Origin of the sequence: Actimicrobium sp. GrIS 1.19 (assembly GCF_035984655.1) — a bacterium.
Classification (GTDB): Bacteria; Pseudomonadota; Gammaproteobacteria; order Burkholderiales; family Burkholderiaceae_D; genus Actimicrobium.
Genome location: NZ_JAXCHT010000019.1, coordinates 68,190 through 91,781 on the forward strand (window position 1 = coordinate 68,190; position 23,592 = coordinate 91,781).

Below are 23,592 nucleotides of genomic sequence, written 5' to 3' on the forward strand. Positions count from 1 at the left end.
TCGACATGACTATTCGCAAGAACACTGAAACTGCACGCCATTCTTCTTTTGAGCGTAATACCATTCTGGCGCTTGCGCTGGCAAGCCTGGCCGGCTGTGGATCATTGACGACGATGCTGGAGCCGAATCGGCTGGATTACAAAAGCGCCAGCAAGGCAAACACCACGAATCTGGAAGTGCCGCCGGATCTGACCCAGCTCCAGCGCGACAGTCGCTATGCGATCCCGGAAGCCAATCGCGGCACCGCGACGGCATCGGGGTACAACGCGCAGGCGGGCACCAAGCCGCAGGCTACCCTGGCGACACCCAATGTGATTGCGCCGGTCGTGACGCCGCAGGCACGGGTTGAGCGCGACGGCAACCAGCGTTGGCTGGTCGTGAGTCAGACTCCGGAAGTGCTGTGGCCGCAGATCAAGGATTTTTGGCAGGACTCCGGTTTTCTGATCAATATCGAAACGCCGGAAGCCGGCATCATGGAAACCGATTGGGCGGAAAATCGCGCCAAGATTCCGCAGGACTTTATCCGCAACTCGATCGGCAAGGTGCTCGACTCGCTGTACTCGACCGGCGAGCGGGACAAATTCCGTACGCGCCTCGAACGCCGCGCCGATGGCAGCACGGAGATTTACATCAGCCATCGTGGCGCCCAGGAAGTCCTGGTTGGTCAACAAAAGGACAGTTCGGTGTGGACCCCGCGTCCGGTTGATCCTGAACTCGAAGCCGAATTCCTGTCACGTCTGCTGGCGCGTCTCGGCGTCGAAGAAGTCAAGGCCAAGGCAACCGTGGCGCAAGCCACCACGCAGCAGGCCCATGCCAAGATGGTCAAGGAAGGCGCCGGCGGTTACGTTGAAGTCGACGAAGCCTTCGACCGCGCCTGGCGTCGGGTTGGCCTTGCGCTGGACCGCGTCGGGTTTACCGTTGAAGATCGCGACCGGGTGCAAGGTGTGTATTACGTGCGCTACGTCGACTTGAACAAGGATGCGCAGAGCACGCCATCGAAGGAAAAGGGCTTCTTCTCGCGCCTGTTCACCAGCTCCGACGACAAGGCCAAGGGCGCGCAGCGTTATCGCGTCTCGGTCAAGGAATTCGGCGCCAACAGCCGCGTCACCGTGCTCAATGGCGCTGGCAATCCCGAGACGTCGAGCACCGCCGACCGCATTCTGACGCTGCTCAACGAGCAGCTCAAGTAAGCGCCTGGCGTCAAGCGGCCACCGCCCTTGAAATTCGCCAGTCTCGGCAGTGGCAGCGAAGGTAACGCGCTACTGATAGCAGCCGCATCAGGCATGACAAGAACCAACGTCATGCTTGACTGCGGCTTTGCCATTCGTGAAACCGAACGCCGGTTGGCCAGGCTCGGCCTGGCTGCTGCGGACCTGTCCGGCATCGTGGTCACGCACGAGCATTCCGACCACGTCAGTGGCGTCTTCAAATTTGCACGGCGTCATCGGGTGCCGGTCTGGCTGAGTTACGGGACGTTTCAGGCGGTTAACGCCGACTGCAGCGGCGTGGAGATTCATTTCTGTCGTGACGGCGAAGCACTCGCCATCGGCGATCTCGAACTGACACCTTTCACGGTGCCGCATGACGCCCGCGAGCCGGTGCAATATGTGGCGCAGGACGGCAACGGCAGGCTCGGGGTACTCACTGATGCCGGACACATGACCACGCATCTGGTGAGTGCACTCAATGGCTGCGATGCGTTGGTGCTGGAGTGTAATCACGACCGCGTCATGCTTGCCAATTCCGTTTATCCACCCTCGCTAAAACGACGCATCGGTGGCGCCTACGGTCATTTGTCGAACGACAGTAGCCGGGACATCCTGGCCGCGCTCGACAAATCCAGATTGTCGATGGTGATCGGTGCACATTTGAGCAAACAAAATAACACCGCCGCGCTGGCGGCAGCGGCAATAGCTGCCGGGCTCGGGGGAACGACGACTGCGGCGATCACGATTGCCGATCAGGCCGACGGATTTGGCTGGCTGGAACTGGAATGATGAAGACGTGAGCCGCTGTCAGCTTGCGCCAGACGAAAAAAAGCCGACTCGAAAGTCGGCTTTTTAATACCGGGAAAAATTACTTACCGGCTGGCTTCATTGCATCTGCAGCTGGAGCAGCGTCAGCTGGCTTGGCATCAGCAGCAGGAGCGGCTGGAGCAGCAGCAGGATCAGCTGGCTTCATTGCGTCAGCGGCTGGAGCAGCAGGAGCTGGTGCTGGAGCGGCGACTTCAGGAGCTGGTGCAGGAGCAGCGGCTTCTTCTTTTTTGCCGCAAGCAGCAAGAGCCAGAGCCAACAGGGAGGCGATCAACAGAGTTTTTTTCATGGATATTCCTTCAAGGAAAACAAATTTATAAAAATTGTGCGATGAATAATTACCGGTAATTATCGCTCTATAGAAAAACTTGGCTGTGTTTCCAATTTGACTGCGATAAAAGAGATACAAAGCCAGGCATTCCTAAGCGGCTAATTATAACGGATTTATTGTTTCGATACGACCCGGCTTTGCTTATTGGTAAGTAACAAGATGCAACAGAGCGCAAAACGCATCGCTTCGATCATTTTTCAAGGAGCAGCCAGCCTTGGCGATACCAGTCGTGCAACGCTTCGGCCACGTCCAGCGAGGCGGTCGCGATTGCCTCTCCATCAAGTGTGCGCTGATCGGCCAGTACGCTCAGCAGCGCCTTGTCCGCGCGGCTCACGGCGAACGACTCGCCATTGATGAAGACAAGCTCACCTCGATACAGCATCTGCGTTTTTCGCGACAGGCGCACGCCGCGCTTGCCCGCAAGCGCCATGAATTTATCCAGCGTCAATGGTCGTTTGACTGGTTCAAAGGACACGCTGGATTTTGGCTCGGACAGATATTCGCCCAAAAAGATGGCGATATCGTCACGGGTGAATTGCACCTTGTTGAGCTCGGCGCTGACTTGCGCCAGCATTGCGGCGCTGATCTCGGCCGGACGGGTGGTCGGCGCCAGCTCCGCATCGGCGTACTGGCCCGGCAAGTCGATCGAATCGGTCATGAACTGCAGGAACGATTCGCCCAATTCCTGGTACGACGGCGCGCGGAATCCGATCGAATAGGTCATGCACTCGCCGATTGCCACGCCTTCGTGCGCATAGTTTGGCGGCAAGTACAGCATGTCACCCGGTTCCAGGTCGAATTCTTCACTCGGTGCGAAGCGCTGCAGGATTTTCAGCGGTACGCCCGCTTGCAGGGTCAGGTCCTGCTGTGCCCCAATGCGCCAGCGACGGGTGCCTTGCGCCTGTAGCAGGAAGACGTCGTAGGAATCTACATGAGGACCGACCCCACCGGCGTCGGTCGCATAGCTGATCATCAGATCGTCAAGACGCGCATCGGGCAGAAAATTGAATTGGCGCAAGAGCGCATCGGCTGCGTCGTCGTGCAGGTTCACCCCTTGCACCAGCAGAGTCCAGTCACGCTTGGTGATGGCCGGAATGGCATCGAGCGGGCCCGATTGCATTTCCCATTTCTGCCGGAAGTGCGTCACCAGACGCGATTCGACATCGTCACGGCCAGCCATTTCGAACAAGGCTTCGCGCGAAATGATGGGCGCGAAGCCGGGAATGGCCTGGCGAATCACGCAGGGTTTCTTGTGCCAGAATTCCTTGAGGAATTGCGCGGGTGTCACGCCACCCAACAGAGTCAGTTTTTTCATCGCCGCATTATAGCCTCAGGGGCGGTTGCGACCGACCTGCGCGCCGCCTTTTTGGTGCGATGCATCGCCCACTGCAAGCGCGACAGGTATAATCCGCCGATCACTTATTGAAAGGGTTCCCCATGAAGATTGCCAAGAATACGGTAGTGACCGTCAACTACACACTGTCGGATGCCCAGGGCAATCTGATCGAAGAAGGGCGCGAGCCAATGGTGTATCTGCACGGCGGTTACGAAAACACGCTGCCAAAGATTGAAGAAGCGCTCGATGGCAAGGATGCCGGCTTCGACACCACGATTCAGGTTGAGCCGGACGATGCGTTCGGTGAATACGATCCAGCGCTGGTCAAGGTCGAGCCACGCGACCGCCTGCCAACCCCGCTTGAAGTCGGCATGCAGTTCGAAGGCTTGCCCGATGGCGGCGAAGACGATGACGAATCGATGATTTTCACGGTCACCGACATTGCCGACGACAAGGTGGTTTTGGATGGCAATCATCCGCTGGCCGGGATGGCGTTGCGCTTTACCTTGAAAGTCGCCGAAGTGCGTGCCGCGACCGATGAAGAAATCGTTCACGAGCATGTCCACGGTGCACACGGCCATCATCACGACGAACCCGATGACGAAGCGGGCGATCAGTTCCGAAGCCACCCGGTGCACTGAAACCGCTGCGTCTGCACGCTGTCACAAAACCGCAACCGCTTCAGGGTTGCGGTTTTTTTTTGCCGTTGCTGCGGCCCGAATCGGTCGTCTCAAGGGCATTGAGCTGGAACAGGCCCGGCGTTCCAGGCTCCACATGCAGCCGCATCCATCCCGGCGTGACCGCAACGGTGCCCAGATTGCCGCGCCAGCGGATCCCGTCGACATGGTCAGGGTCGTGCTGCAGGCCCTGATGCACGATCAGGATCCGGCCGGAAAAGTGTGTCGCAAGCTGCCTGAGCTGGGCGCGAATTTCAGCGAAGCCGTCGCGCCGGTATTGCGCCTGCGGCGGTGTCATGGGATTGCCGTCACAGAACAAGACCAGTCCCTCCAGTTTGCGACGCGACGCAATCGTCATCAGTCGCTGCAACCAGTCATGATTGGCAATCAGGCGGTCTTCGAATTCATTGTTGCGACCGGCCGCCTGCAAATAGTGGTTGTTGGCTGCCGGCAGATTGACGGTGGCGAACAGGATGGGACCGAATTCCCAGCGCATGTTTTCCGTGTAGGTGCGAAATTTTGCCGTGTTTGACTGGCGCGATACGGGAATCTTGCTACCGCCGAATGAAAAATCGTCGACGTAGAGCAATTCGCGCAGGCGATTCAGGCGTTCCGCGGCAATCGACCGTCCCGCCGCATTCTTGCAGTCGACCCAATCGTCACCGTTGAGCGCGACGATCACGCCGTTTTTTGCCGCATCGAACAGCAGTTTACGTTCGAGATACAGCGCATCATCACAGCCTTCTTCGGCGCTCTTGATGCCGTTGACCACCACGAATGCGAGGTTGTCCTCGTCGCTCTCGGCGATGGCGCGCCGCACCGCGCTGTCCTCGCCGGCGGCACGCGCAGTCGGCGCGATGATGCCGATATCAAAGCCGGCGCCAGCGGCATCGGCGACGCCGGCGACCAATAACATCGCCAGCAGTGCAGGCCGGGCGAGGCTCAACATGGCCGGCTCATGCGGCCGGGCCAAGGGCGAGTTGCTTGAGCAGGTACAGCTGTTCCAGTGCATCGCGCGGGGTCAACGCATCGGGATCGATCTGGTCGAGCGCATCGCGCAGCGCGTCGGCCAGCTGCGGCGGTGCAACCTCGTCGGCGGGCACGATCGCGGCACTGGTGGCGAACAGATCGAACTGCGGCGTCGACTGTACCGATTGCGCTTCCAGCAGCGCCAGATGCCTGCGCGCGGCGCGGATCACCGGTTGCGGGACACCGGCCAGCTGCGCCACCTGCAAGCCGTAGCTCTGCGATGCCGGGCCGGATTGCACGGCGTGCAGGAAGACGATGCGATCCTTGTGTTCGATCGCCGACAGATGCACATTGCTGGCGGTCGGATGGGCGTCAGCCAATTGCGTCAGCTCGAAGTAATGGGTGGCAAACAGCGTGAAGCTGCGGGTGATGTCGATCAGATGGCGGGCGATGGCCCAGGCCAGCGCCAGTCCGTCGAAGGTCGAGGTGCCGCGTCCGACTTCATCCATCAGCACCAGCGACTGCTCCGTGGCGCCATGCAGAATCGCGGCCGATTCCGTCATTTCAACCATGAACGTCGAGCGTCCGCCAGCGAGGTCGTCGGCCGCGCCAATGCGGGTAAAGATACGGTCGATCGGGCCGATGGTGGCGGCCGTGGCCGGCACGTAGCTGCCCACGTAGGCCAGCAGGGTGATCAGCGCAACCTGGCGCATGTAGGTCGATTTGCCGCCCATGTTCGGGCCGGTAATCAGCAGCAGGCGATGCTCGTCGCTGAACGCGCAATCGTTGGCAATGAAGCGTTCGATGACGTTCTCGACGACCGGGTGCCGACCCGCGACGATCGTGATGCACGGTTCCGCCACCAGTTGCGGGACACACCAGTCGTGCCGCGCCGCGTGCTCGGCCAGTGCCGCCAGTGTGTCGAGACGGGCCAACGCGCGCGCAATCTCCTGCAGCAGGCCGATGTGCCGGGCCAGATCCCGCAGCAGCTGGTCATACAGGATTTTCTCGCGCGTCAGGGCGCGGTCCTGCGCCGACAGTGCCTTGTCCTCGAACGCCTTCAGTTCCGGCGTAATGTAGCGCTCGGCATTTTTCAGGGTCTGGCGACGGCGATAATCGTCCGGCACCTTGTCGGTCTGGCCATGCGTGACTTCGATATAAAAGCCATGCACCTTGTTGTATTCGACGCGCAAATTGGCGATGCCGGTGCGGCTGCGTTCACGGCTTTCGAGATCAACCAGAAATTGTCCGGCGTTCTCCGAAAGCCCGCGCAGTTCGTCCAGCTCGGCATCGAAGCCGCGTGCGATGACGCCGCCGTCGCGCACCATCGCGGCGGGTTCCGGCGCAATCGCGCGTTCGATCAGATCGAGACAGTCCGTCGGCGTCGCCAGCGCAGTCTGAATCTCGCGCAGCAGCGGTGCATCGGCTTCGCGATTGCACATGTCGACATACGCGCGCAGCGACGGCAGTTGCTGCAAGCCGGCACGCATGCCGGCCAGGTCGCGCGGCCGGGCCGAGAGCAGGGCGATGCGGGTGGTGATGCGCTCCACGTCGGGGACCGCCGCCAGCGTGGTCGCCAGCCCGGCGGCAGCATCGGAGCGCAGCAGTGCAGCAATGGCGGCGTGGCGGGCCCGGGCCACGCGCTGGTCGCGCCGCGCATGATGCAGCCAATGGCGCAGCAGGCGCGAACCCATCGCGGTGCGGCAATGGTCGAGCAAGGAAAACAGCGTCGGCGAGGCGCTGCCGGCTTCCTGTCCGCGGATCGTCTCGGTCAGCTCCAGGTTGCGGCGGGTGGAGGCATCGAGGCCAATGAATTCGTTTTCCGATTCGACGGTGAGGGTGCGCACATGACCCAGCCCTTTGCCCTGCGTGCTCTGGGCATACTTGAGCAATGCGCCCGCCGCGCCGCAGCCGGCACCGAGGTCGTCGGCGCCGAAGCCCTGCAGGGTCGCCACGCCCAGCTGGTCGAGCAGCGTGCGGCGGCCATTGGGGATGTCGAAATGCCAGTGCGGCACCGGCGTGCGGGCGATAGCGCCAGAGGCGCGCAGCCAATCATCGGTGGCGTCGGAAATCAGGATTTCGGCGGGCGCGATGCGTTCGAGCTCCTGCTTCAGGCGCGCATCGATGGCGCCGGCATCGGTGACAAATTCCATCATGCGCAGCGCACCGCTGGCCATCGAGAGCCAGGCCAGTCCCACCGTCAACTGCTTGCGCTGCACCAGCACCGACAGTGCCAGCAGCGGGCGGTCGGATTTTTCCGGCAGCAGGTCGGCGTCCGACAGGGTGCCTGGCGTGATCACGCGCACCACCTTGCGTTCGACCGGTCCCTTGCTGGTGGCCGGGTCGCCGATCTGCTCGCACAAGGCCACCGACTCGCCCAGCTTGACCAGTTTGGCCAGGTACTGCTCGACCGCATGAAATGGCACGCCGGCCATCTTGATCGGCGCGCCGTTGGAATTGCCGCGCTGGGTCAGGGTGATGCCGAGCAGGCGTGAGCTCTTGACGGCATCGTCGAAGAACACTTCGTAGAAATCGCCCATGCGGTAGAACAGCAGGGTGTCGGGATGATCGGCCTTGATGCGCAGGTACTGCTGCATCATCGGGGTATGCGATTTCAGGTCGGGGTCGGGCTGGTGGGTCATGCGTCGGCTTGTTCTTTTCTGTAATCATCGGCCGGTGACGGCACGGACTGGCCGCACATCTTAACAGCCGGCGGGCGCCGCATCACCATGCAAGTTGCGCGCCGTCGTAGGCAAAAAAACCGCCGGACTGCGCCGCGCCGAGCCGGTCGATCACATGCAGCATTTCGCCGGCCGCCTGCCGTGCCGGGCGGCCGATGCGCGCGCCATCGAATGGGCCTGACAGCGACGTGTCGACCGTGCCCGGATGCAGCGCGACCAGCACCGCCAGCGCTCTGCTGCGCCTGACTTCGATCGACGCCGTCTTCACCAGCATGTTGAGCGCCGCCTTGGAAGCGCGATAGCTGTACCAGCCACCGAGCCGGTTGTCTTCAATGCTGCCGACCTTGGCCGACAGCATCACCATGATGCTGCGCTCGCGCGCCAGCAATGGGGTGAAATGGCGCAGCACCATGGCCGGGCCGAAGGTATTGGCGCGAAAGGTCTCGAGCATCTGTTCGTAGTGCAGATCGGCGAGACGCTTTTCCGGCATGAAGTGGCTCGAATGCAGCAGGCCGGCAGCGTTGATGATCAGCTGAAACGGTCCGTGGCTGGCGGCTGACGCGGCGGCCGCGGCAATGCTGGCCTCGTCCGCAAAGTCGATCGGCGGATGGCTGTGCCGATGCAGTGCGAGCACCGCGCTGCAAGCCGGATCGGCCTCCAGCGCGGTGACGAAGGCGCTGCCGATGCCGCCGCTGGCACCGATGACCAGGGCGCGAAATGCACTGCCCAGCGATCCCATGCTCATACCCAGCCCTGATGCCAGCGTGCCGCGTCGGTCAGCTCTTGCCACGCGATGCGTCGCACCGCCTGACTGTGCACCGCCTCGATGTCGATCCATTCAATGGGCGCGTCGGGCTGCTCCGGCTGCATCACGCGGGTGACGAGGAAGTGCTTTTCCCTGGCGACAACGTGCACTGCCGTCCATTTTGAATGCAGTAATTTTTTGGGTTGCAACTGTCGCACGGTGATCCCTTCCAGAGGGCGCGAGAGGTCCGGCGGCGCCCCATTCATTAAGTGCTCAATTTGGCGTGCTGCGGCGGCAGCGCTCGGAGCAGTACTTGACGTCGTTCCACGTTTTTTCCCATTTCTTGCGCCATGTGAACGGCAGGCCGCATTGCACGCAGATTTTGCTTGGCAGGTCCGACTTCTTGCGCATTTTCATTTGGTACTCCGGTGCCGCGCGCGGCGCATCATGTTGTCGGTGGCCACAGGCAATACTGATCACGGCCGCGTGCCTTGGCCTGATAGAGCATCTCATCGGCCTGCCGGATCAGGCTCTTGGCGTCGGCCGAGGTGCCGTTGAAGTACGCCACGCCGATGCTGGCGGTAATCGAAAGCGGCCGGCCCTCGAGCATGAACAACGGTCGCATCGCGGTAATGATTTTGGCGGCAATCTTTTCAGCGTCCTCGCGTTTGCTGATGTGCTCCATGATAACGGTGAATTCGTCGCCGCCGAGGCGGGCGATGATGTCGGTGGAACGCACCGCGCGCGAGAGTCGCCCGGCGAAACCCTTCAACAGCGCATCGCCGACCGGATGTCCGTGACTGTCGTTGACGTTCTTGAAGTGATCAATGTCGAGATACATCAATGCCATCAGATTCTGGTCCGAGCGCGAATGCGTCATGGCCAGCGCCAGCCTGTTTTCGAAGCCGGTGCGATTGACCAGGCCGGTCAGACTGTCGATCTGCACCAGTTGCAGCAGGCGCTGTTCTTCGCGTTTCTTGGCGGTGATGTCGTGAATCATCATGTGAATGCCAACCACTTCCTTGCCTTCGAGGGCGAGCTGGGGAATGTAAGTTGCTTCGGCCCACCGCTGTGCGCCGTTAGCGCCTTCCTCGTGTTCGAAGGTTACCGTTTCGCCGTTCAGCGCGCGCTGCAGATACGGTTCGATGTAGGCGTATTGCTCTTCGCCGACAAACTGGCGGATGGTCTGGTACTTGATGTCGTCGCGGTTGATGCCAAAGGCGCGTTCGTAGGCCAGATTGTTGAAGCGATAGCGTTGCTCGGCATCGACAAACGCCACCAGTGCCGGCAGCGTATCGGTAATCGTGCGCAAGCGCTGTTCACTTTTTGATAGCGCCTGCTCGGCTTCGCGCCGGGCCGTAATGTCGTCGACGCTGCCGACGTAGCCTTCCACTTCGCCATCAACCACGATCGGCGCGGTCTTCATCGAGACCCACACCAGCCGTCCGTTCAGGTGGCGAAAGCGATAGGTGCCAAGGAAGGAAGTATGGACGCCGGGGATGCGGTTCCATGCCTTGATCACCTTCAGGCGGTCTTCCGGATGAATCGCCTTGACCCAGCCGTCGCCGAGCGCCTGGGTGCTCGATATCCCGGCCATCTCCTCATAGGTGCGGTTGACGTAGGTGCAGTTGCCTTTCGGATCCGTGCGGAACAGTCCTAGCGGCGACGCATCGTTGGCGGCGACCAGCTCGGCCTGTTTGCTGCGCAGTGCCAGCTCCTGCTGGCGATTGATCGTGATGTCTTCGGCGATACCCAAAATGTAGTCCAGCTTGCCGTCCTCGGAAAGCAGCGGCACCGAAATGACCCGCAGAAAATGGTCACGCCCATCGATGCTGCGAAACGGTACCTGCGGCACATCGATCACCATCGGATCGTCTTTCATGCGCGTTTCGAGTTCATTGAGGGTGTCGTTGATCCAACCGGGCAGGGCGCTGGCGCCCGGTTGATTGAGCACCGCGGATGCGGCGATGCCGGTGACCAGTTCCGCCGTCTGATTCCAGACGATCATCTTGCCATCCTTGCCGCGCATGTCACGGGCATAGACCGCCAGCGGCAGATTGTCGATCAACGATTGCAGGAAGGCGCGGCTGTTGCGCGTTTCCTGTTCGGCCAGCTTGCGTGCGGTGATGTCGCGCGTGGTGATGGCAAGGCCATTCTCGATCGGCACTACCTGATGGCGCAGCCAGAGCGGCCCGATCGGCGTGTCGGCCGCGAATTCCAGCTCCATCGGCTTGCCGCTTGCCATTACCTGCAGATATTTAGCGAAGCGGCCATCGAGGTGCGCGCTGGGCACCGTCACCGCCAGCGTCAGGCCAAGAATGTCGTCTTTGGTGCGCCCAATCAGACGGGCGCCGCGCTCATTGATCTCGGTGATGATGAAGTCATTGATTTGCCCATTCGTGCCACGCACTGCGCGCAAAATGGTGAGTGCGTCGGGACTGCCTTCGGCCGCGGCCCGGAATACCGCCTGGGCGCGGACTGTTGCCAGTTCGCTCTTGCGCAGCCGCGTACCCTGCACCAGCAATAATCCGATGAAGGCGAGGATGCCCAGTGAGCCGGCCGCCCCAGTCCAGAGATACACGATGCGGTGGCGGTAGAAGGATTGCAGCGCGCGCTGCTCTTCGATGCCGACCACCGCCATCAACGGAAATTCGTCCAGCTGCTGATAGCTGAAGATCCGGCTGATGTGGTCAAACGGGTTGTCGCGGATGAAGGCGACCGAGCGGTTCGCCGCGACCGGTTTGATCCAGCCCGAGAAATGCTTGTCGTCGCCCGAGAACAGGCGCGCGCCGATGCGACTGGCGCGGAACCGGCCATCGGCGCCGAGCAGGCCGACGAAACCACCCGGATACAGCGCGATCGGTGAAAAGTTGGTCAGGAAATCCTGTTGCAGCGCGCACGCGACCACGCCGGCAAAACTGCCGTCCGGATGGTTCAGGCGGCGGCTGACGATGATGGACCACTCGCTTGCACCTGGCTCCATCACTGGGCTGCTGATATGGAACTCGCCGGTGTCGACATCAACATGCGCGGCAAAATAATCGCGATCGGCGACGTTGCTCATGGCGCCGGCGCGATTGCTGGCAACGCCGTCGCCGCGACTGTTGAAGAGGCTGACATGGGCCAGCAGGTCGGCCGGCAGCATGCCCCTGTTGCGCACGAACTCATCGAAACGAAACTGTGTGCCTTGCTGCTCGACTGCGAATTTCAAAAAACGGGTGACCTGATCGACCTGCCGCATTACCCGCGCGGTGCGGTCGGCATAATCGCGGCTGAGCGACTCGGCCATGCTGGTGGCGTCGTCGATGGCGGCGGCCCGTTCGTCGACCAGGCGGACGTAGATAACGGTCCAGACCAGCGCCAGCAGAAGCACGGCGAGCGCCGGCAACAGAATCAGAAGTTGCAGGCGTGCCAGCGACCGCGTGATGAATCCGGGGCCGAACTTCAAGGCGTACCTCGCGACCGCATCGCGCGAACGATCCGGCCGTTTAACGCAAGGCGCACGCTGCAGGAATGGAAAACAGGCTCAGCTTGTCGCATGAATAAGGCGTATCTCGGCCACATTGATCTATGCCGGCGCGGATCTGCACCGTCCGGGCATTGTAGCGAAAAAGAATCCTGATCCGCCGATAAAACATGCGCCGCCGCATTCGCTGCGGCGGCGCAACCGGATCAGCGTCCGCGGCCGCCGGAACGACGTGGTGCTGACGATTTGACGGCGCCAAAGCTCTTCGACGGACCGCCACTCGGCTTGGCCGGTGGCGAGACCCGGTTCTTGACGACGGTGGTGCGGCCTTGCGGCTGACCACGGCCACCGCCGCCGCCACTGCGCAGCTGAATCGGCTGGGCGCGCGCGGTTGGATCGGGTTCGAAACCGGCGATGACTTCCTTCGGCAGTTCACGCTTGATCAGTTTTTCGATATCGCGCAGCATTTCGTGTTCATCGACACAGACCAGCGAGACGGCTTCGCCGGTGGCGCCGGCACGGCCGGTACGACCGATCCGGTGGACATAGTCTTCAGGGATGTTGGGCAGATCGTAATTCACCACATGCGGCAGTTGATCGATGTCGATGCCGCGCGCGGCGATGTCGGTCGCAACCAGCACCTGCAACTTGCCATCCTTGAATTCAGCCAGCGCCTTGGTGCGCGCCGATTGACTCTTGTTGCCGTGGATTGCCATGCCGCTGATGCCGTCCTTCTCGAGTTGCTCGACCAGCTTGTTGGCGCCATGCTTGGTGCGGGTAAATACCAGTACCTGCGACCATTCGCGGGTCTTGATCAGATGTGCCAGCAGCGGATGTTTCTTGTCGCGGTCAACCGGATGGATTTTCTGCGCGATGATTTCGACCGTCGAATTGCGTCGTGCCACTTCGATCATGGCCGGCGCATTCAGCAGGCCATCGGCCAGCGTCTTGATCTCTTCCGAGAAGGTGGCCGAGAACAGCAGGTTCTGGCGCTTCTTCGGCAGCACCGCCAGGATCTTCTTGATGTCCTTGATGAAGCCCATGTCGAGCATGCGGTCGGCTTCGTCCAGAATCAGGATCTCGACTTGCGACAGGTTGACGGTGCCTTGCTGCATGTGATCGAGCAGACGGCCTGGCGTGGCGACCAGAATGTCAACGCCATGCTTCAACAGCTTGATTTGCGGATTGATGCCGACACCGCCGAAAATCACCGCCGACGTCAGTTTCAAATACTTGCCGTAGGTGCGCACGCTTTCCTCCACCTGCGCGGCGAGTTCGCGCGTCGGCGTCAGGATCAGCGCCCGGATCGGACGCGCGCTGGTGCTGCTGGTGGGCGCCGCTGCACCGCTCGACAGGCGATGCAGGATTGGCAACGTGAAGCCGGCGGTTTTGCCGGTGCCGGTTTGCGCGCCGGCCAGCAAATCGCCGCCCAGCAGCACGGCCGGAATGGCCTGCGCCTGAATCGGGGTAGGGACGGTATAGCCGTGTTCGGTAACGGCACGCACGATATCGGCTGACAGGCCGAGTTGAGCAAAAGACATAGTGAAACTTTATAGAAGTTCGGCCTGTCGCCACTTGGGGCGCCAGTCGCAGGCAAACGGATTAGGATGCGGAGAAGTGAGACCGCGGCAGGATGACTGGACAATGTGCCGCGCCGCCGTAGTATAGCAGGGGTTGGAGACCGGCAACAGCTTATCCGGCCGGAACGGCGTGCGCGCCTGTGAAAACCTGGCCGGCAAGGCGCGGCCACGCTACTCGATGCGACGTGTCAGCGTTGCTAAAACATCGTCCCGGCAGGAAGAACCCGGTATGCTTCGGGACGGGACCCACGCCGCGTCATGAAATTGCGCCACGATCGCGCGCAGTCGGAGTCAATCCCACCCCATACGGAATCGAACAATCAATGCGTAAACTTCCCCGAATTGTTTTGCATGGCATGACCATCCTTGCACTGTCCGCCTGTGCAACGCCGAAACCGGTGCTGCGTCACAGCGATGAATTTGGCGTGGCCAATACCTTCGCACACAGCTTTGCCGGCACGGAGTCGGTGGTCTGCGAAGCGGCGCGCCGGGCCTTGCTGGGACAGGGTTATCTGGTTCGCGAGGCGGCGACGTCGCACGTCAAGGGCAAGAAGAATTTTCAGCCTGACCCCGACACCCACTTGCAGGTCGACTTCGATGTCGTCTGCGCCGCCGACAGCAACGGCAGCAATGCGACCACCGTCTTCGCCAATGCCGTGCGCGACACCTACACGCTGAAGAAGAGCACCACCACCGCCAGTGTCGGCGTCAGCGTCTTGGGTTCGCTGTCGCTGCCGTTTGGCTCGACTGACGATGCCCTGGTCAAGGTCGGCAGCGAGACGATCGCTGCAAGGAAGTTCTATGACCAGTTCTTCGAGCGGGTCGAGGGCTACCTGGGCGATCCGGAAAATGGCCGTGCCGACGACAAGACCCGTGAACCGCTCGACCCTGCCACCATCAAGTCCGACGCCAAGCCTGACTTGTGAGAATGCATCAATGAAAACACCAAAAAGAATCCAGCCATTGGTTGAAGAAGGTTTGATCGATGAGGTCATGCGTCAGCTCATGAGCGGCAAGGAAGCCACCGTGTATGTGGTGCGCTGCGGCGACGACGTGCGCTGCGCCAAGGTCTACAAGGACGCTACCGAGCGCAGTTTTCATCAGGCGGTGGCCTACCAGGAAGGTCGGCGCGTCAAGAACAGCCGGCAGGCGCGGGCGATGGAGAAGGGCACGCGCTATGGCCGCAAGATGGCCGAGGAAGTCTGGCAAAACGCCGAGGTCGACGCGCTGTATCGACTGGCTGCCGCCGGTGTGCGGGTGCCGACGCCGTACGTGTGTTTTGAAGGCGTACTGCTGATGGAGCTCATTACCGATGCCGACGGCAACGCGGCGCCGCGCCTCAACGATGTCGAGCTCGACCATGCGCGTGCGCTGGCGTTTCACGCGATGCTGATCGGGCAAGTGGTGAAGATGCTGTGTGCCGGCGTGATCCATGGCGACCTGTCCGAGTACAACATCCTGGTCGATGCGGACGGCCCGGTGATCATCGACTTGCCGCAGGCGCTGGATGCAGCCGCCAGCAGCGTGGCCTCAAGCATGCTGGAACGCGATGTCGACAACCTGACGAATTTTTTCGGCGTGGTAGCGCCCGAGCTGGTCGGCACGCAGTATGGGAAGGAAATCTGGAGTCTTTACAAGGATGGCTTGCTCACGCCGGAGACGGCGCTGACCGGGAAGTTTGCACTGGCCGAAGGTCCGGCCGACGTCGGCGCGGTCATGCGCGAGCTGGAGCTGGCGCGGCAGGAGGAGGAAGACCGCGTGCGCATCAAGATGGAAATGTCGCAGTGAGCCAGACGGTGCGGCTGCAGCCATGCCATGGGCAAGCTGCAACCGCACTGGTCACGTTACGTCACTTCTTTGCGAACGGGCCGAGCTGGGCAACCATCTGCGCAAAGATCTTCGGCGAGCCGGCGATGACTTCATCCTTGTACAGGTAGTCGGATTCGCCATCGAAGGTGCCGCAGATGCCGCCGGCTTCGGTGACCATCAGCGATCCGGCCGCCATGTCCCATGGCTTCAGGCCTTTTTCGAAGTACCCGTCGAGGCGGCCCGCCGCCACGTACGCAAGATCCAGCGCGGCCGCGCCAGGGCGCCGCAAGCCGGCGCACTTCTGGGTCATGATGCGAAACATGTCGATGTACTCTTCCAGTCCCTGCATATTGCGATACGGGAAACCGGTGCCGAGCAGCGCATCCTGCAGGCGGTCACGCTTGCCGACGCGCAGCCGCTTGTCGTTGAGGTACGCGCCATCGCCTTTCGAGGCGGTGAACAGATCGTTGCGGGTCGGGTCGTAAATCACCGCCTGGGTAATCTGGCCGCGATGCTGCAGCGCGATCGAGACGCAGTATTGGGGAAAGCCGTGGATGAAATTGGTGGTGCCGTCGAGCGGATCGATGATCCAGACGTTTTCATTGTCGTCGTGCAGATTGGTCGAGGCGCCGGACTCTTCCGCCAGCACCGCATGGCCCGGATACGCGCCAATCAGGATCTCGATGATTGCCTGTTCGGCGGCCTGGTCGACTTCGGTGACGAAATCGTTGGGCATTTTTTCGACGTATTTGACGCGGTCGAGGTCGAACGAGGCGCGGTTGATGATCGCGGCGGCGCGACGCGCGGCCTTGATCGCCGTATTGAGCATGGGATGCATGGCGGTTCCGTTAAAATGGCGGCGACATCCACAACGTCGATGCCGCAGCCTGAATTGATTTAATGAGCGATGCGGCATCGTCGTCTTCAAAATCGAACACCGATTTTTTCTCCAACGTGCCGCGCAATGGCGCCATTTTAAATGAACCCTGCCCAAATCGACACGTCTGTTTTCAATCGCCTCCGTTTCGTACTGGTCGAGACCAGCCGCCCGGGCAATATCGGCGCCGCCGCGCGGGCCATGAAAACCATGGGATTTTCCGATCTGGTATTGGTCAATCCGCGCTTCGCCGACGCCGTATCGCAGGATGAGGCGGTGGCGTTTGCCAGTGGTGCGCAGGATGTGCTGGCCGGCGCGCGCATCGTGGGTTCGATCGAAGAGGCGCTGGCCGACTGCAATTACGCCGCTGCGGTAAGCGCACGATTGCGCGAATTTTCGCCGCCGGTGGTGATGCCGCGGGCGCTGGCCACTGAACTGGCGGCCAACACCGGGCTGCAGGCGGCGCTGGTGCTGGGCAACGAACGTTTTGGCTTGCCCAACGAGATTGTTGAAAAATGCAATGTGCTGATCAACATCCCGGCCAACCCGGGGTATTCGTCACTGAATTTGTCCCAGGCGGTGCAGGTGCTGGCCTATGAATGCAGGATGGCCGCGCTCGGCGAGACGAAGATCGCCTCCGTCATTGGTTTTCAGGGAGATGCTGCCGGCCTGGCCGACATCGAGGGCATGTACCAGCATCTGGAGCAGGCGCTGGTTGCGATTGATTTTCTGAATCCGGACAATCCGAAGAAGTTGATGCCGCGCTTGAAACGGCTGTTCGCCCGCACCGGGCTGGAAACCGAGGAGGTCAATATCCTGCGCGGCATCGCCAAGCAGATCCTCGCCACGCGCAAGTAAGAAGCGAATGGTCAGGAGGCGGCGTGCTAGCCCCAGGCGCGCAGCAAGCCGACCGCCAACCCTTCCAGCGCGAAATCCTCGCGGTCCGGGTCAATCCGAATGGTTTTGAAGTCGGTATTTTCCGGCATCAGTTCAATGAATGCGTCGGTTTTCCGGTAGCGCTTGACCGTGACATCGTCACCAAGCCTGGCCACCACGATCTGGCCGTTGCGCGCCACGTCGCTCTTTTTGACCGCGATCAGATCGCCATCGAGAATGCCGGCATCGCGCATCGACATCCCGCGCACCTTCAGCAGATAATCCGGCCTGGCGGAAAACAGCGCGGGATCGACGTTGTAGTTGGCTTCGACGTGCTCCAGCGCCAGGACCGGCGATCCGGCGGCAACCCTCCCGATCAGCGGCAGGCGCAATTGCATCAGCGCCACGTGCGGCAGCGTCATCTGCCGGCCGCCGGTGCGCTCGATGCCCATTTCCAGCAGGCGGATGCCGCGCGAGGTGCCGGGTGAGATTTCAATCGCGCCCTTGCGGGCCAGCGCCTGCAGATGTTCTTCCGCCGCATTGGCTGATCGAAAACCCAGTTCATTGGCGATCTCGGCACGGGTGGGCGGAAAACCGGTGTTCTCGATGGCGTCCTTGATCAGGTTGAGAATCTGTTCCTGGCGCGCAGTCAGTTTGATCATGGCGGAACCTGCTGGTTAAATAGACAGGCTGTAGTTTTATACAGTGTGCAGGCAAAAGCAAGCGAATTAACGACGAAGCGGCGGGGCGTTACCGGCTGATCGGCGCGCAGGCGGCCATATTCGTTGAGTTTTCCGCCATTCGCGGTTATAGTCTCGGGCTGTCCTCTTCCCACACTCGTCTTGACGCCGGGGTGGGCAATTTTTCAATACGTCCAGAAGGAGTCTGTATGCGTCATTATGAAATCGTTTTTATCGTCCATCCGGATCAGAGCGAGCAAGTGCCCGCCATGATCGAACGCTACAAAGGCGTTGTCACCGCCCGCGGTGGCAAGATTCACCGTGTCGAAGATTGGGGTCGTCGCCAGATGGCTTACCTGATCCAGAAACTCGCCAAAGCACACTATGTTTGCATGAACATCGAATGCGACAACGAGACCCTGGTTGAAATCGAGACCGGCTTCAAATTCAATGATGCGGTTCTGCGTCACCTGACCGTCAAACTGAAGAAGGCTGAAACCACACCTTCGCCAATGATGAAGGCAGTGCAGAAGGAAGATGCGGCCAAGAGCCATCGTTCCGAGGCGCCTGCTGCGTAATTGCAGGCCGGAGCAGTGAACCAGTTTCAGTGTGTTGCCAGCATCGCCGAGCGAGAAATCTTGCGCTATACACCGGCAGGCATCCCGATCGTGTCAGCGACATTGCTGCACACATCACAACAGACTGAAGCAGGCGTTGAAAGGTTGGTCGAGTTTGAAGTTTTTGCAATAGCAGCAGGCGAAATTTCAGGTCGGTTCAATCAGGCCCAATTGGGCGCAACGTTTCAGTTCACCGGTTTTCTGGCTCGCAAGAACCGCAATAGCAGAAGTCTCGTATTTCACATCATTGATTTCGAACCACCTTTAGATACAGGAGCCTCAAATGGCATTCGGTAAAAAATTCGACAAGAACAAGCTCAAGCTTAAAGAAAAACGCAAACAACAGAACCCATTGTTCAAGCGTAAAAAATTCTGCCGCTTCACCGCAGCAAACGTGGAACAGGTCGATTACAAAGACGTGGATACACTGAAGGATTTCGTTCAGGAAAACGGCAAGATCATGCCAGCACGCCTGACCGGTACCCGCGCTCACTATCAACGTCAAGTCGACACGGCAATCAAGCGCGCACGTTTCCTCGCGCTGCTGCCGTACACCGACCTGCACCACGCGTAATTGACCGCGATTTAATTAATCCAGTCAATTACCCAATTCGGAGAAAAACATGCAAATCATTTTGTTGGAAAAAGTCATTAATCTCGGCAATCTTGGCGAAGTCGTCAAAGTCAAGGACGGTTACGCACGTAACTTCCTGATCCCGCAGCGCATGGCACGTCGTGCCACCACCAGCGCTGTCGCGGAATTCGAAGTCAAACGCGCCGAGCTGGAAAAAGCTGCTGAAGCCAAGCTGGTCGCAGCACAAGCCCAGGGCGAAAAGCTCACCGGCATGACCGTGCAGATCTCGCAGAAGTCGGGCGTCGATGGCCGTTTGTTCGGCTCCGTCACCAATGCCGACATTTCGGAAGCGCTGACCAAGCAGGGTTTCGCCGTCGAAAAAGCACAGATCCGCATGCCGCAAGGCCCGCTGAAAACCACTGGTGATCACGCGATCGCCGTGGCGTTGCACACCGACGTCGTGGTTGAAGTCACCGTCGCAGTGTTGGGCGAGCACGCTTGAGTTGACAGCGTCGCGTTGTAATCGAAAGCCGGATTCGTCCGGCTTTTTTTACGCCTGTCGCATTGGCTCGGTTTCGCCCGGAGGAGGTCGCGATCATGGGCGAATATTCCCGAATGCATCCAGGATGCAACACGTCTCAAGGGTATAATTCGGCCAATGAATAATCGTGACCGCCCCGACTCCCGCTTCGATTCCCGCCCTGATTCGCGACCAGATGCGCAGCTCGATGCACTGCGCGTGCCGCCGCACTCGATCGAGGCCGAGCAGTCGGTGCTCGGCGGTCTGTTGCTCGACAATGCCGCATGGGATCGCATTGCCGACTTCGTCCACCAGGATGATTTTTACCGCTACGATCATCGGGTCATCTTCCAGCACATCGTCAAGCTGATCAACGTCTCGCGTCCGGCCGACGTCATTACCGTGTTCGAATCGCTGACCAGCACCGGCAAGGCCGAAGAAGTCGGTGGCCTGTCGTATCTGAATGCGCTGGCGCAGAACACGCCATCGGCCGCCAATATCCGGCGCTATGCCGAAATCGTGCGTGACCGCGGCGTGTTGCGCAAACTGATTACCGTGTCCGATGAAATCTCCGGCCAGGCCTTCAATCCGCAGGGCAAGGAAGTCAAGCAGATGCTGGACGAAGCCGAGTCGAAGATCTTCGCGATTGCGGAAGAGGGCGCGCGCGGCGCACAGGGCTTTCAGGAAATCCAGCCACTGCTCACGCAGGTCGTCGAGCGCATCGACGAGCTGTACAACCGCGACAACCAGAACGACATCACCGGCGTGCCGACCGGCTTCGCCGACCTCGACAAGATGACCTCCGGCCTGCAGCCCGGCGACCTGATCATCGTCGCCGGCCGGCCGTCAATGGGCAAGACCGCGTTCTCGATCAATATCGGCGAGAACGTCGCCATTGAAAGCGGGCTGCCGGTGGCGGTGTTTTCGATGGAGATGGGCGGCACCCAGCTGGCCATGCGGATGCTGGGTTCGGTCGGCCGGCTCGACCAGCATCGGCTGCGCACCGGCAAGCTGGCCGACGAGGATTGGCCGCGCCTGACCCATGCGATTCAGAAGATGAACGATGCGCAGTTGTACATCGATGAAACGCCAGCCCTGAATTCGATTGAGTTGCGCGCCCGTTCACGCCGCCTGTCGCGCCAGTGCGGCAAGCTCGGTCTGATCATCATCGATTACCTGCAACTGATGTCGGCCAATTCATCGGGCGAAAACCGCGCCACCGAAATTTCGGAAATCTCGCGTAGCCTGAAAGGCCTGGCCAAGGAACTGAATTGCCCGGTGATCGCACTGTCGCAGCTGAACCGCTCGCTGGAGCAGCGCCCCAACAAACGTCCGGTCATGTCCGACTTGCGTGAATCCGGCGCCATCGAGCAGGATGCCGACGTGATCCTGTTCATCTATCGCGATGAAGTCTACAACCCCGATTCGCCCGACAAGGGCACTGCCGAAATCATCATCGGCAAACAGCGTAACGGCCCGATTGGCAGCGTCCGACTGACCTTCATGGGGCAATACACCAAATTTGATAATTACACCGGCAATGCACCGTTGTATGGCGGCGACTAAGTATTTTTGTTGAAAGAGATGGATATGTTCGGACGGCTGATGCCAGCAAAAGGCAAATTCTTTACGTTGTTCAACGAGCACGCGGCACTGTGCGTCAAGGGCGCCGAGCAGATGGTCGCATTGATGACCAATTTTGATGATCTCGAGCTGCGCGTGCATGCCATCGAAATCATCGAAAAGGACGCCGACAAGGTCACCCACGAAGTCATCGAGCTGTTGCACCGGGCATTCATTACGCCGCTCAACCGCGATGCGATTCATCAGCTGATCACGCGAATGGATGACATTCTGGATTTGCTCGAAGACGCAGCGCAAACCATTTCAATGTACGACATCAAGGCCGCCAGCACCGAAGCCAAACGGCTTGCCGAGCTATGCCTGGGCTGTGCGCAACGCGTGCAGAAGGCGGTCGGCTTGTTGAGCGACATGGGCAACGCGCGCCAGATCCTCACACTGTGCAGTGAAATCGACCGCTTTGAATCCGACGCCGACCACGTGATGCGGGCGGCCATGTCGAAGCTGTTTCGCGAAGAGTCGGATGTGCGCACGCTGATCAAGTTGAAAGCGATTTACGAGTTGCTGGAGACGGTGACGGACCGGTGCGAAGACGTGGCCAAGATCATCGAGGGGATTATTGTTGAGAAGGCGCGGGCGGCGTGAGCTGACATTGGACGTGCAATTGCAGTACCAAAGCATTGGCGTCGGTATGGCTGAATCACGAGCTGAGCGCCGACTTGGCAGCCGAGCGGAATGACTCTAACGCTGTGCTTTGCGTTTGGTCATTGGGTTCCTTGTGGATGGCAGTCTCCTGCCAAATGACCGATTACACAAAATTATTTACACCCCCGTGCTATCTCGTTTTCGTGGCGCTTCGGACGACCCACTTTCACACTTTCACGTTTGATTGTCATGGCAAAGACATCCATCGCGGGCCGGATCAGAATTGCAATTCTTGTCGTTTGGTCCTGCGTCCTGGCTCTGTTTTTCATGTTTGAGATCGCCGAGGCAATTGGCAGTGGCACCATCATTATGAAATCCGCACGATCTCATTTCGCACGTACAGTGCTCCGAGCCGTCGATCCTGTCTGGTTCTTCTTCTTGATAGGAGTCGAAGGCCTTGGCGCATGCGTGTTCGCCATGGGGACGTTGTTGTTCAGCAGGGTGTTGCCCAGATCAAACAAAGATGAAGGTGCTGACGAAGCTGCCGACTTGCTGGCAAGGCTGGAACGCCGTGCTCCATCAGGTCTAGGCCTGCTTTGGGTCGGCCTCGCCATTACATTTACGTTCGCATTGTTCTATGTCGCCAAATAGCTTGCCACTCGAGCTGGACGCAGTGTGTACTTCTGCGCAAGCCCGCCTCTCAATAGGTTGCAAGTGACTGTTTCCGCTCGTATTTGTCTGAACGCAGCCGTCAAGGCTGGTATTTGTGCTGGCATCGTGTTTCCATTATTGATGGTCCCCGAGATGCTCACAAGACCGGGACCAATCCCTTGGCTGGAAATTATCGCTCCTCTAGTCTTTCTCGGAGTCTTCGCAGCCATCTTCGGATTTGCAGTGGGCCTTGTAATAGGGTTTCCTTGCTTGTTCCTGCTGGTTCGGCTGAATCTCGCCCGACCGATGCTCGCCGCACTCTTAGGCATGATCGATGGCGCGCTGGCCTATCAGCTCATTATTCCCGCAAGGAGCAGCACCGTATCTGATCTATGGGCTGGGGCACTTACTGGAATAGTTGTTGGCCTGCTTTCACTCAAGTTCCTGAAGTCACATACAGCTGCACCAATCGTTAATGCGTTCAAATCGTAGAATCCCCGGCACGGTCACCTGCATTGTATTTACGTCGCATCTTTTGCATCAAGAGCCAGGGGGCGTGCCAAGAGATGATGTATCGCACGTCTCTGCCCGCGATTCATCAGCTGATTACGCGGATGGACGGCATCCTAGATTTGCTCGAAGACGCGGTGCAAACTGTTTCAATGTACGACGTCAAGGCCGCCAGCACCGAAGCCAAACGGATTGCCGGGCACTGTCGATGAATGGGTCAGGCGTCGGTTTCGTTTGCCAATGCCTGTAGCTTGAGGACGGTTGCCCAGTTTCTGGTGGTGGCTGCCTTGCCTGCCTTCCCGAGCAGGGCTTCGCCAGCTTTGCTTTCAAGTACGCCCGTTGTGAATTTTCGCCGTTAAGGAGCCATTCCGTAATCGGCGTTAAGGCGCCACAAGATTGTCGGCGTAATGGCGCCACCAGATTTGCGGCGTAAT

Annotated in this window: 26 protein-coding genes and 1 pseudogene; 15 read left to right on the top strand and 12 right to left on the bottom strand. The window is 59.9% G+C overall.

What is annotated here, in order from left to right; all coding sequences use genetic code 11:
* Window positions 1–5: 5 nt before the first annotated feature.
* Both bamC and RCH09_RS13920 read left to right on the top strand, forming a co-directional pair.
* The gene (gene bamC, locus RCH09_RS13915; protein ID WP_326941715.1) at window positions 6–1,190 is read left to right on the top strand and encodes an outer membrane protein assembly factor BamC; all 1,185 of its coding nucleotides are present in this window, start codon (window positions 6–8) and stop codon (window positions 1,188–1,190) included.
* A 27-nt stretch (window positions 1,191–1,217) separates the two neighbouring features.
* Window positions 1,218–1,997, top strand: coding sequence for an MBL fold metallo-hydrolase (locus tag RCH09_RS13920; RefSeq protein WP_326941716.1), 780 nt, complete (start codon window positions 1,218–1,220; stop codon window positions 1,995–1,997).
* 79 nt (window positions 1,998–2,076) lie between these two features.
* Here the strand turns inward: RCH09_RS13920 and RCH09_RS19730 are convergent, their stop codons facing one another.
* Window positions 2,077–2,322: a hypothetical protein gene (locus RCH09_RS19730; RefSeq protein ID WP_442785039.1), complete on the bottom strand. Its 246-nt coding sequence runs from the start codon at window positions 2,320–2,322 to the stop codon at window positions 2,077–2,079.
* Between the two features lie 232 nt (window positions 2,323–2,554).
* On the bottom strand, window positions 2,555–3,679 hold the full coding sequence (locus RCH09_RS13930; RefSeq protein WP_326941718.1) for a ribosomal protein uL16 3-hydroxylase: 1,125 nt from the start codon (window positions 3,677–3,679) through the stop codon (window positions 2,555–2,557).
* Between the two features lie 122 nt (window positions 3,680–3,801).
* Between RCH09_RS13930 and RCH09_RS13935 the strand changes: the two genes are divergently transcribed.
* Window positions 3,802–4,341 carry an FKBP-type peptidyl-prolyl cis-trans isomerase gene (locus RCH09_RS13935; RefSeq protein ID WP_326941719.1) on the top strand — a complete coding sequence of 180 codons (540 nt, stop codon included), beginning with the start codon at window positions 3,802–3,804 and terminating at the stop codon, window positions 4,339–4,341.
* 40 nt (window positions 4,342–4,381) lie between these two features.
* Here RCH09_RS13935 and RCH09_RS13940 read toward each other — a convergent pair whose 3' ends face one another.
* From RCH09_RS13940 to RCH09_RS13970, 7 genes are all read right to left on the bottom strand, one after another.
* Window positions 4,382–5,326, bottom strand: a complete 945-nt coding sequence (locus tag RCH09_RS13940; RefSeq protein ID WP_326941720.1) for a hypothetical protein — start codon at window positions 5,324–5,326, stop codon at window positions 4,382–4,384.
* A 7-nt stretch (window positions 5,327–5,333) separates the two neighbouring features.
* A complete protein-coding gene (gene mutS / locus RCH09_RS13945) occupies window positions 5,334–7,988 on the bottom strand; it encodes a DNA mismatch repair protein MutS (RefSeq protein WP_326941721.1) in 2,655 nt (884 codons plus the stop codon).
* A gap of 82 nt (window positions 7,989–8,070) precedes the next feature.
* Window positions 8,071–8,766, bottom strand: a complete 696-nt coding sequence (locus tag RCH09_RS13950) for an SDR family NAD(P)-dependent oxidoreductase (protein ID WP_326941722.1) — start codon at window positions 8,764–8,766, stop codon at window positions 8,071–8,073.
* A gap of 2 nt (window positions 8,767–8,768) precedes the next feature.
* Window positions 8,769–9,038 carry a TIGR02450 family Trp-rich protein gene (locus tag RCH09_RS13955; RefSeq protein ID WP_326941723.1) on the bottom strand — a complete coding sequence of 90 codons (270 nt, stop codon included), beginning with the start codon at window positions 9,036–9,038 and terminating at the stop codon, window positions 8,769–8,771.
* 7 nt (window positions 9,039–9,045) lie between these two features.
* Window positions 9,046–9,189 carry a DUF2256 domain-containing protein gene (locus RCH09_RS13960; protein WP_326941744.1) on the bottom strand — a complete coding sequence of 48 codons (144 nt, stop codon included), beginning with the start codon at window positions 9,187–9,189 and terminating at the stop codon, window positions 9,046–9,048.
* A gap of 28 nt (window positions 9,190–9,217) precedes the next feature.
* Window positions 9,218–12,220 (bottom strand): PAS domain S-box protein, encoded by a 3,003-nt coding sequence (locus RCH09_RS13965; RefSeq protein ID WP_326941724.1) that lies wholly within the window; start codon window positions 12,218–12,220, stop codon window positions 9,218–9,220.
* Between the two features lie 224 nt (window positions 12,221–12,444).
* Window positions 12,445–13,779, bottom strand: a complete 1,335-nt coding sequence (locus RCH09_RS13970; protein ID WP_326941725.1) for a DEAD/DEAH box helicase — start codon at window positions 13,777–13,779, stop codon at window positions 12,445–12,447.
* A gap of 362 nt (window positions 13,780–14,141) precedes the next feature.
* On the opposite strand from RCH09_RS13970, the gene RCH09_RS13975 reads away from it, so the two are divergent.
* Window positions 14,142–14,744, top strand: a complete 603-nt coding sequence (locus RCH09_RS13975; protein ID WP_326941726.1) for a DUF2242 domain-containing protein — start codon at window positions 14,142–14,144, stop codon at window positions 14,742–14,744.
* Window positions 14,745–14,754: 10 nt separating this feature from the next.
* Window positions 14,755–15,606 carry a PA4780 family RIO1-like protein kinase gene (locus RCH09_RS13980; RefSeq protein WP_326941727.1) on the top strand — a complete coding sequence of 284 codons (852 nt, stop codon included), beginning with the start codon at window positions 14,755–14,757 and terminating at the stop codon, window positions 15,604–15,606.
* 61 nt (window positions 15,607–15,667) lie between these two features.
* Here the strand turns inward: RCH09_RS13980 and RCH09_RS13985 are convergent, their stop codons facing one another.
* Both RCH09_RS13985 and RCH09_RS13990 read right to left on the bottom strand, forming a co-directional pair.
* On the bottom strand, window positions 15,668–16,465 hold the full coding sequence (locus RCH09_RS13985) for an inositol monophosphatase family protein (protein WP_326941728.1): 798 nt from the start codon (window positions 16,463–16,465) through the stop codon (window positions 15,668–15,670).
* A 10-nt stretch (window positions 16,466–16,475) separates the two neighbouring features.
* Window positions 16,476–16,601, bottom strand: a complete 126-nt coding sequence (locus tag RCH09_RS13990; protein WP_326941730.1) for a hypothetical protein — start codon at window positions 16,599–16,601, stop codon at window positions 16,476–16,478.
* 5 nt (window positions 16,602–16,606) lie between these two features.
* On the opposite strand from RCH09_RS13990, the gene RCH09_RS13995 reads away from it, so the two are divergent.
* Entirely contained in the window at window positions 16,607–17,362 is a 756-nt protein-coding gene (locus RCH09_RS13995; protein WP_326941731.1) for an RNA methyltransferase, read from the top strand.
* Window positions 17,363–17,388: 26 nt separating this feature from the next.
* Here the strand turns inward: RCH09_RS13995 and lexA are convergent, their stop codons facing one another.
* A complete protein-coding gene (gene lexA / locus RCH09_RS14000; RefSeq protein WP_326941732.1) occupies window positions 17,389–18,042 on the bottom strand; it encodes a transcriptional repressor LexA in 654 nt (217 codons plus the stop codon).
* A 227-nt stretch (window positions 18,043–18,269) separates the two neighbouring features.
* Here lexA and rpsF point away from each other — a divergent pair, with 227 nt between their 5' ends.
* The 9 genes and pseudogenes from rpsF to RCH09_RS14045 form a co-directional block, all read left to right on the top strand.
* Window positions 18,270–18,638, top strand: coding sequence for a 30S ribosomal protein S6 (gene rpsF / locus RCH09_RS14005; protein WP_326941733.1), 369 nt, complete (start codon window positions 18,270–18,272; stop codon window positions 18,636–18,638).
* Between the two features lie 15 nt (window positions 18,639–18,653).
* Window positions 18,654–18,974, top strand: coding sequence for a primosomal replication protein N (gene priB / locus RCH09_RS14010; protein ID WP_326941734.1), 321 nt, complete (start codon window positions 18,654–18,656; stop codon window positions 18,972–18,974).
* Window positions 18,961–19,251, top strand: a complete 291-nt coding sequence (rpsR, locus tag RCH09_RS14015; protein WP_326941735.1) for a 30S ribosomal protein S18 — start codon at window positions 18,961–18,963, stop codon at window positions 19,249–19,251. The genes priB and rpsR overlap by 14 nt, the downstream gene beginning before the upstream one ends.
* A 49-nt stretch (window positions 19,252–19,300) precedes the next feature.
* Window positions 19,301–19,753: a 50S ribosomal protein L9 gene (gene rplI / locus RCH09_RS14020; RefSeq protein WP_326941736.1), complete on the top strand. Its 453-nt coding sequence runs from the start codon at window positions 19,301–19,303 to the stop codon at window positions 19,751–19,753.
* A 156-nt stretch (window positions 19,754–19,909) separates the two neighbouring features.
* Window positions 19,910–21,337: a replicative DNA helicase gene (locus RCH09_RS14025; RefSeq protein ID WP_326941737.1), complete on the top strand. Its 1,428-nt coding sequence runs from the start codon at window positions 19,910–19,912 to the stop codon at window positions 21,335–21,337.
* A gap of 24 nt (window positions 21,338–21,361) precedes the next feature.
* On the top strand, window positions 21,362–21,997 hold the full coding sequence (locus RCH09_RS14030) for a DUF47 domain-containing protein (RefSeq protein WP_326941738.1): 636 nt from the start codon (window positions 21,362–21,364) through the stop codon (window positions 21,995–21,997).
* A 249-nt stretch (window positions 21,998–22,246) separates the two neighbouring features.
* Window positions 22,247–22,648, top strand: a complete 402-nt coding sequence (locus tag RCH09_RS14035; protein ID WP_326941739.1) for a hypothetical protein — start codon at window positions 22,247–22,249, stop codon at window positions 22,646–22,648.
* 63 nt (window positions 22,649–22,711) lie between these two features.
* On the top strand, window positions 22,712–23,140 hold the full coding sequence (locus RCH09_RS14040) for a hypothetical protein (protein WP_326941740.1): 429 nt from the start codon (window positions 22,712–22,714) through the stop codon (window positions 23,138–23,140).
* Between the two features lie 101 nt (window positions 23,141–23,241).
* A pseudogene (locus tag RCH09_RS14045) lies at window positions 23,242–23,364 on the top strand (DUF47 domain-containing protein); the annotation flags it as partial.
* Window positions 23,365–23,592: the final 228 nt, after the last annotated feature.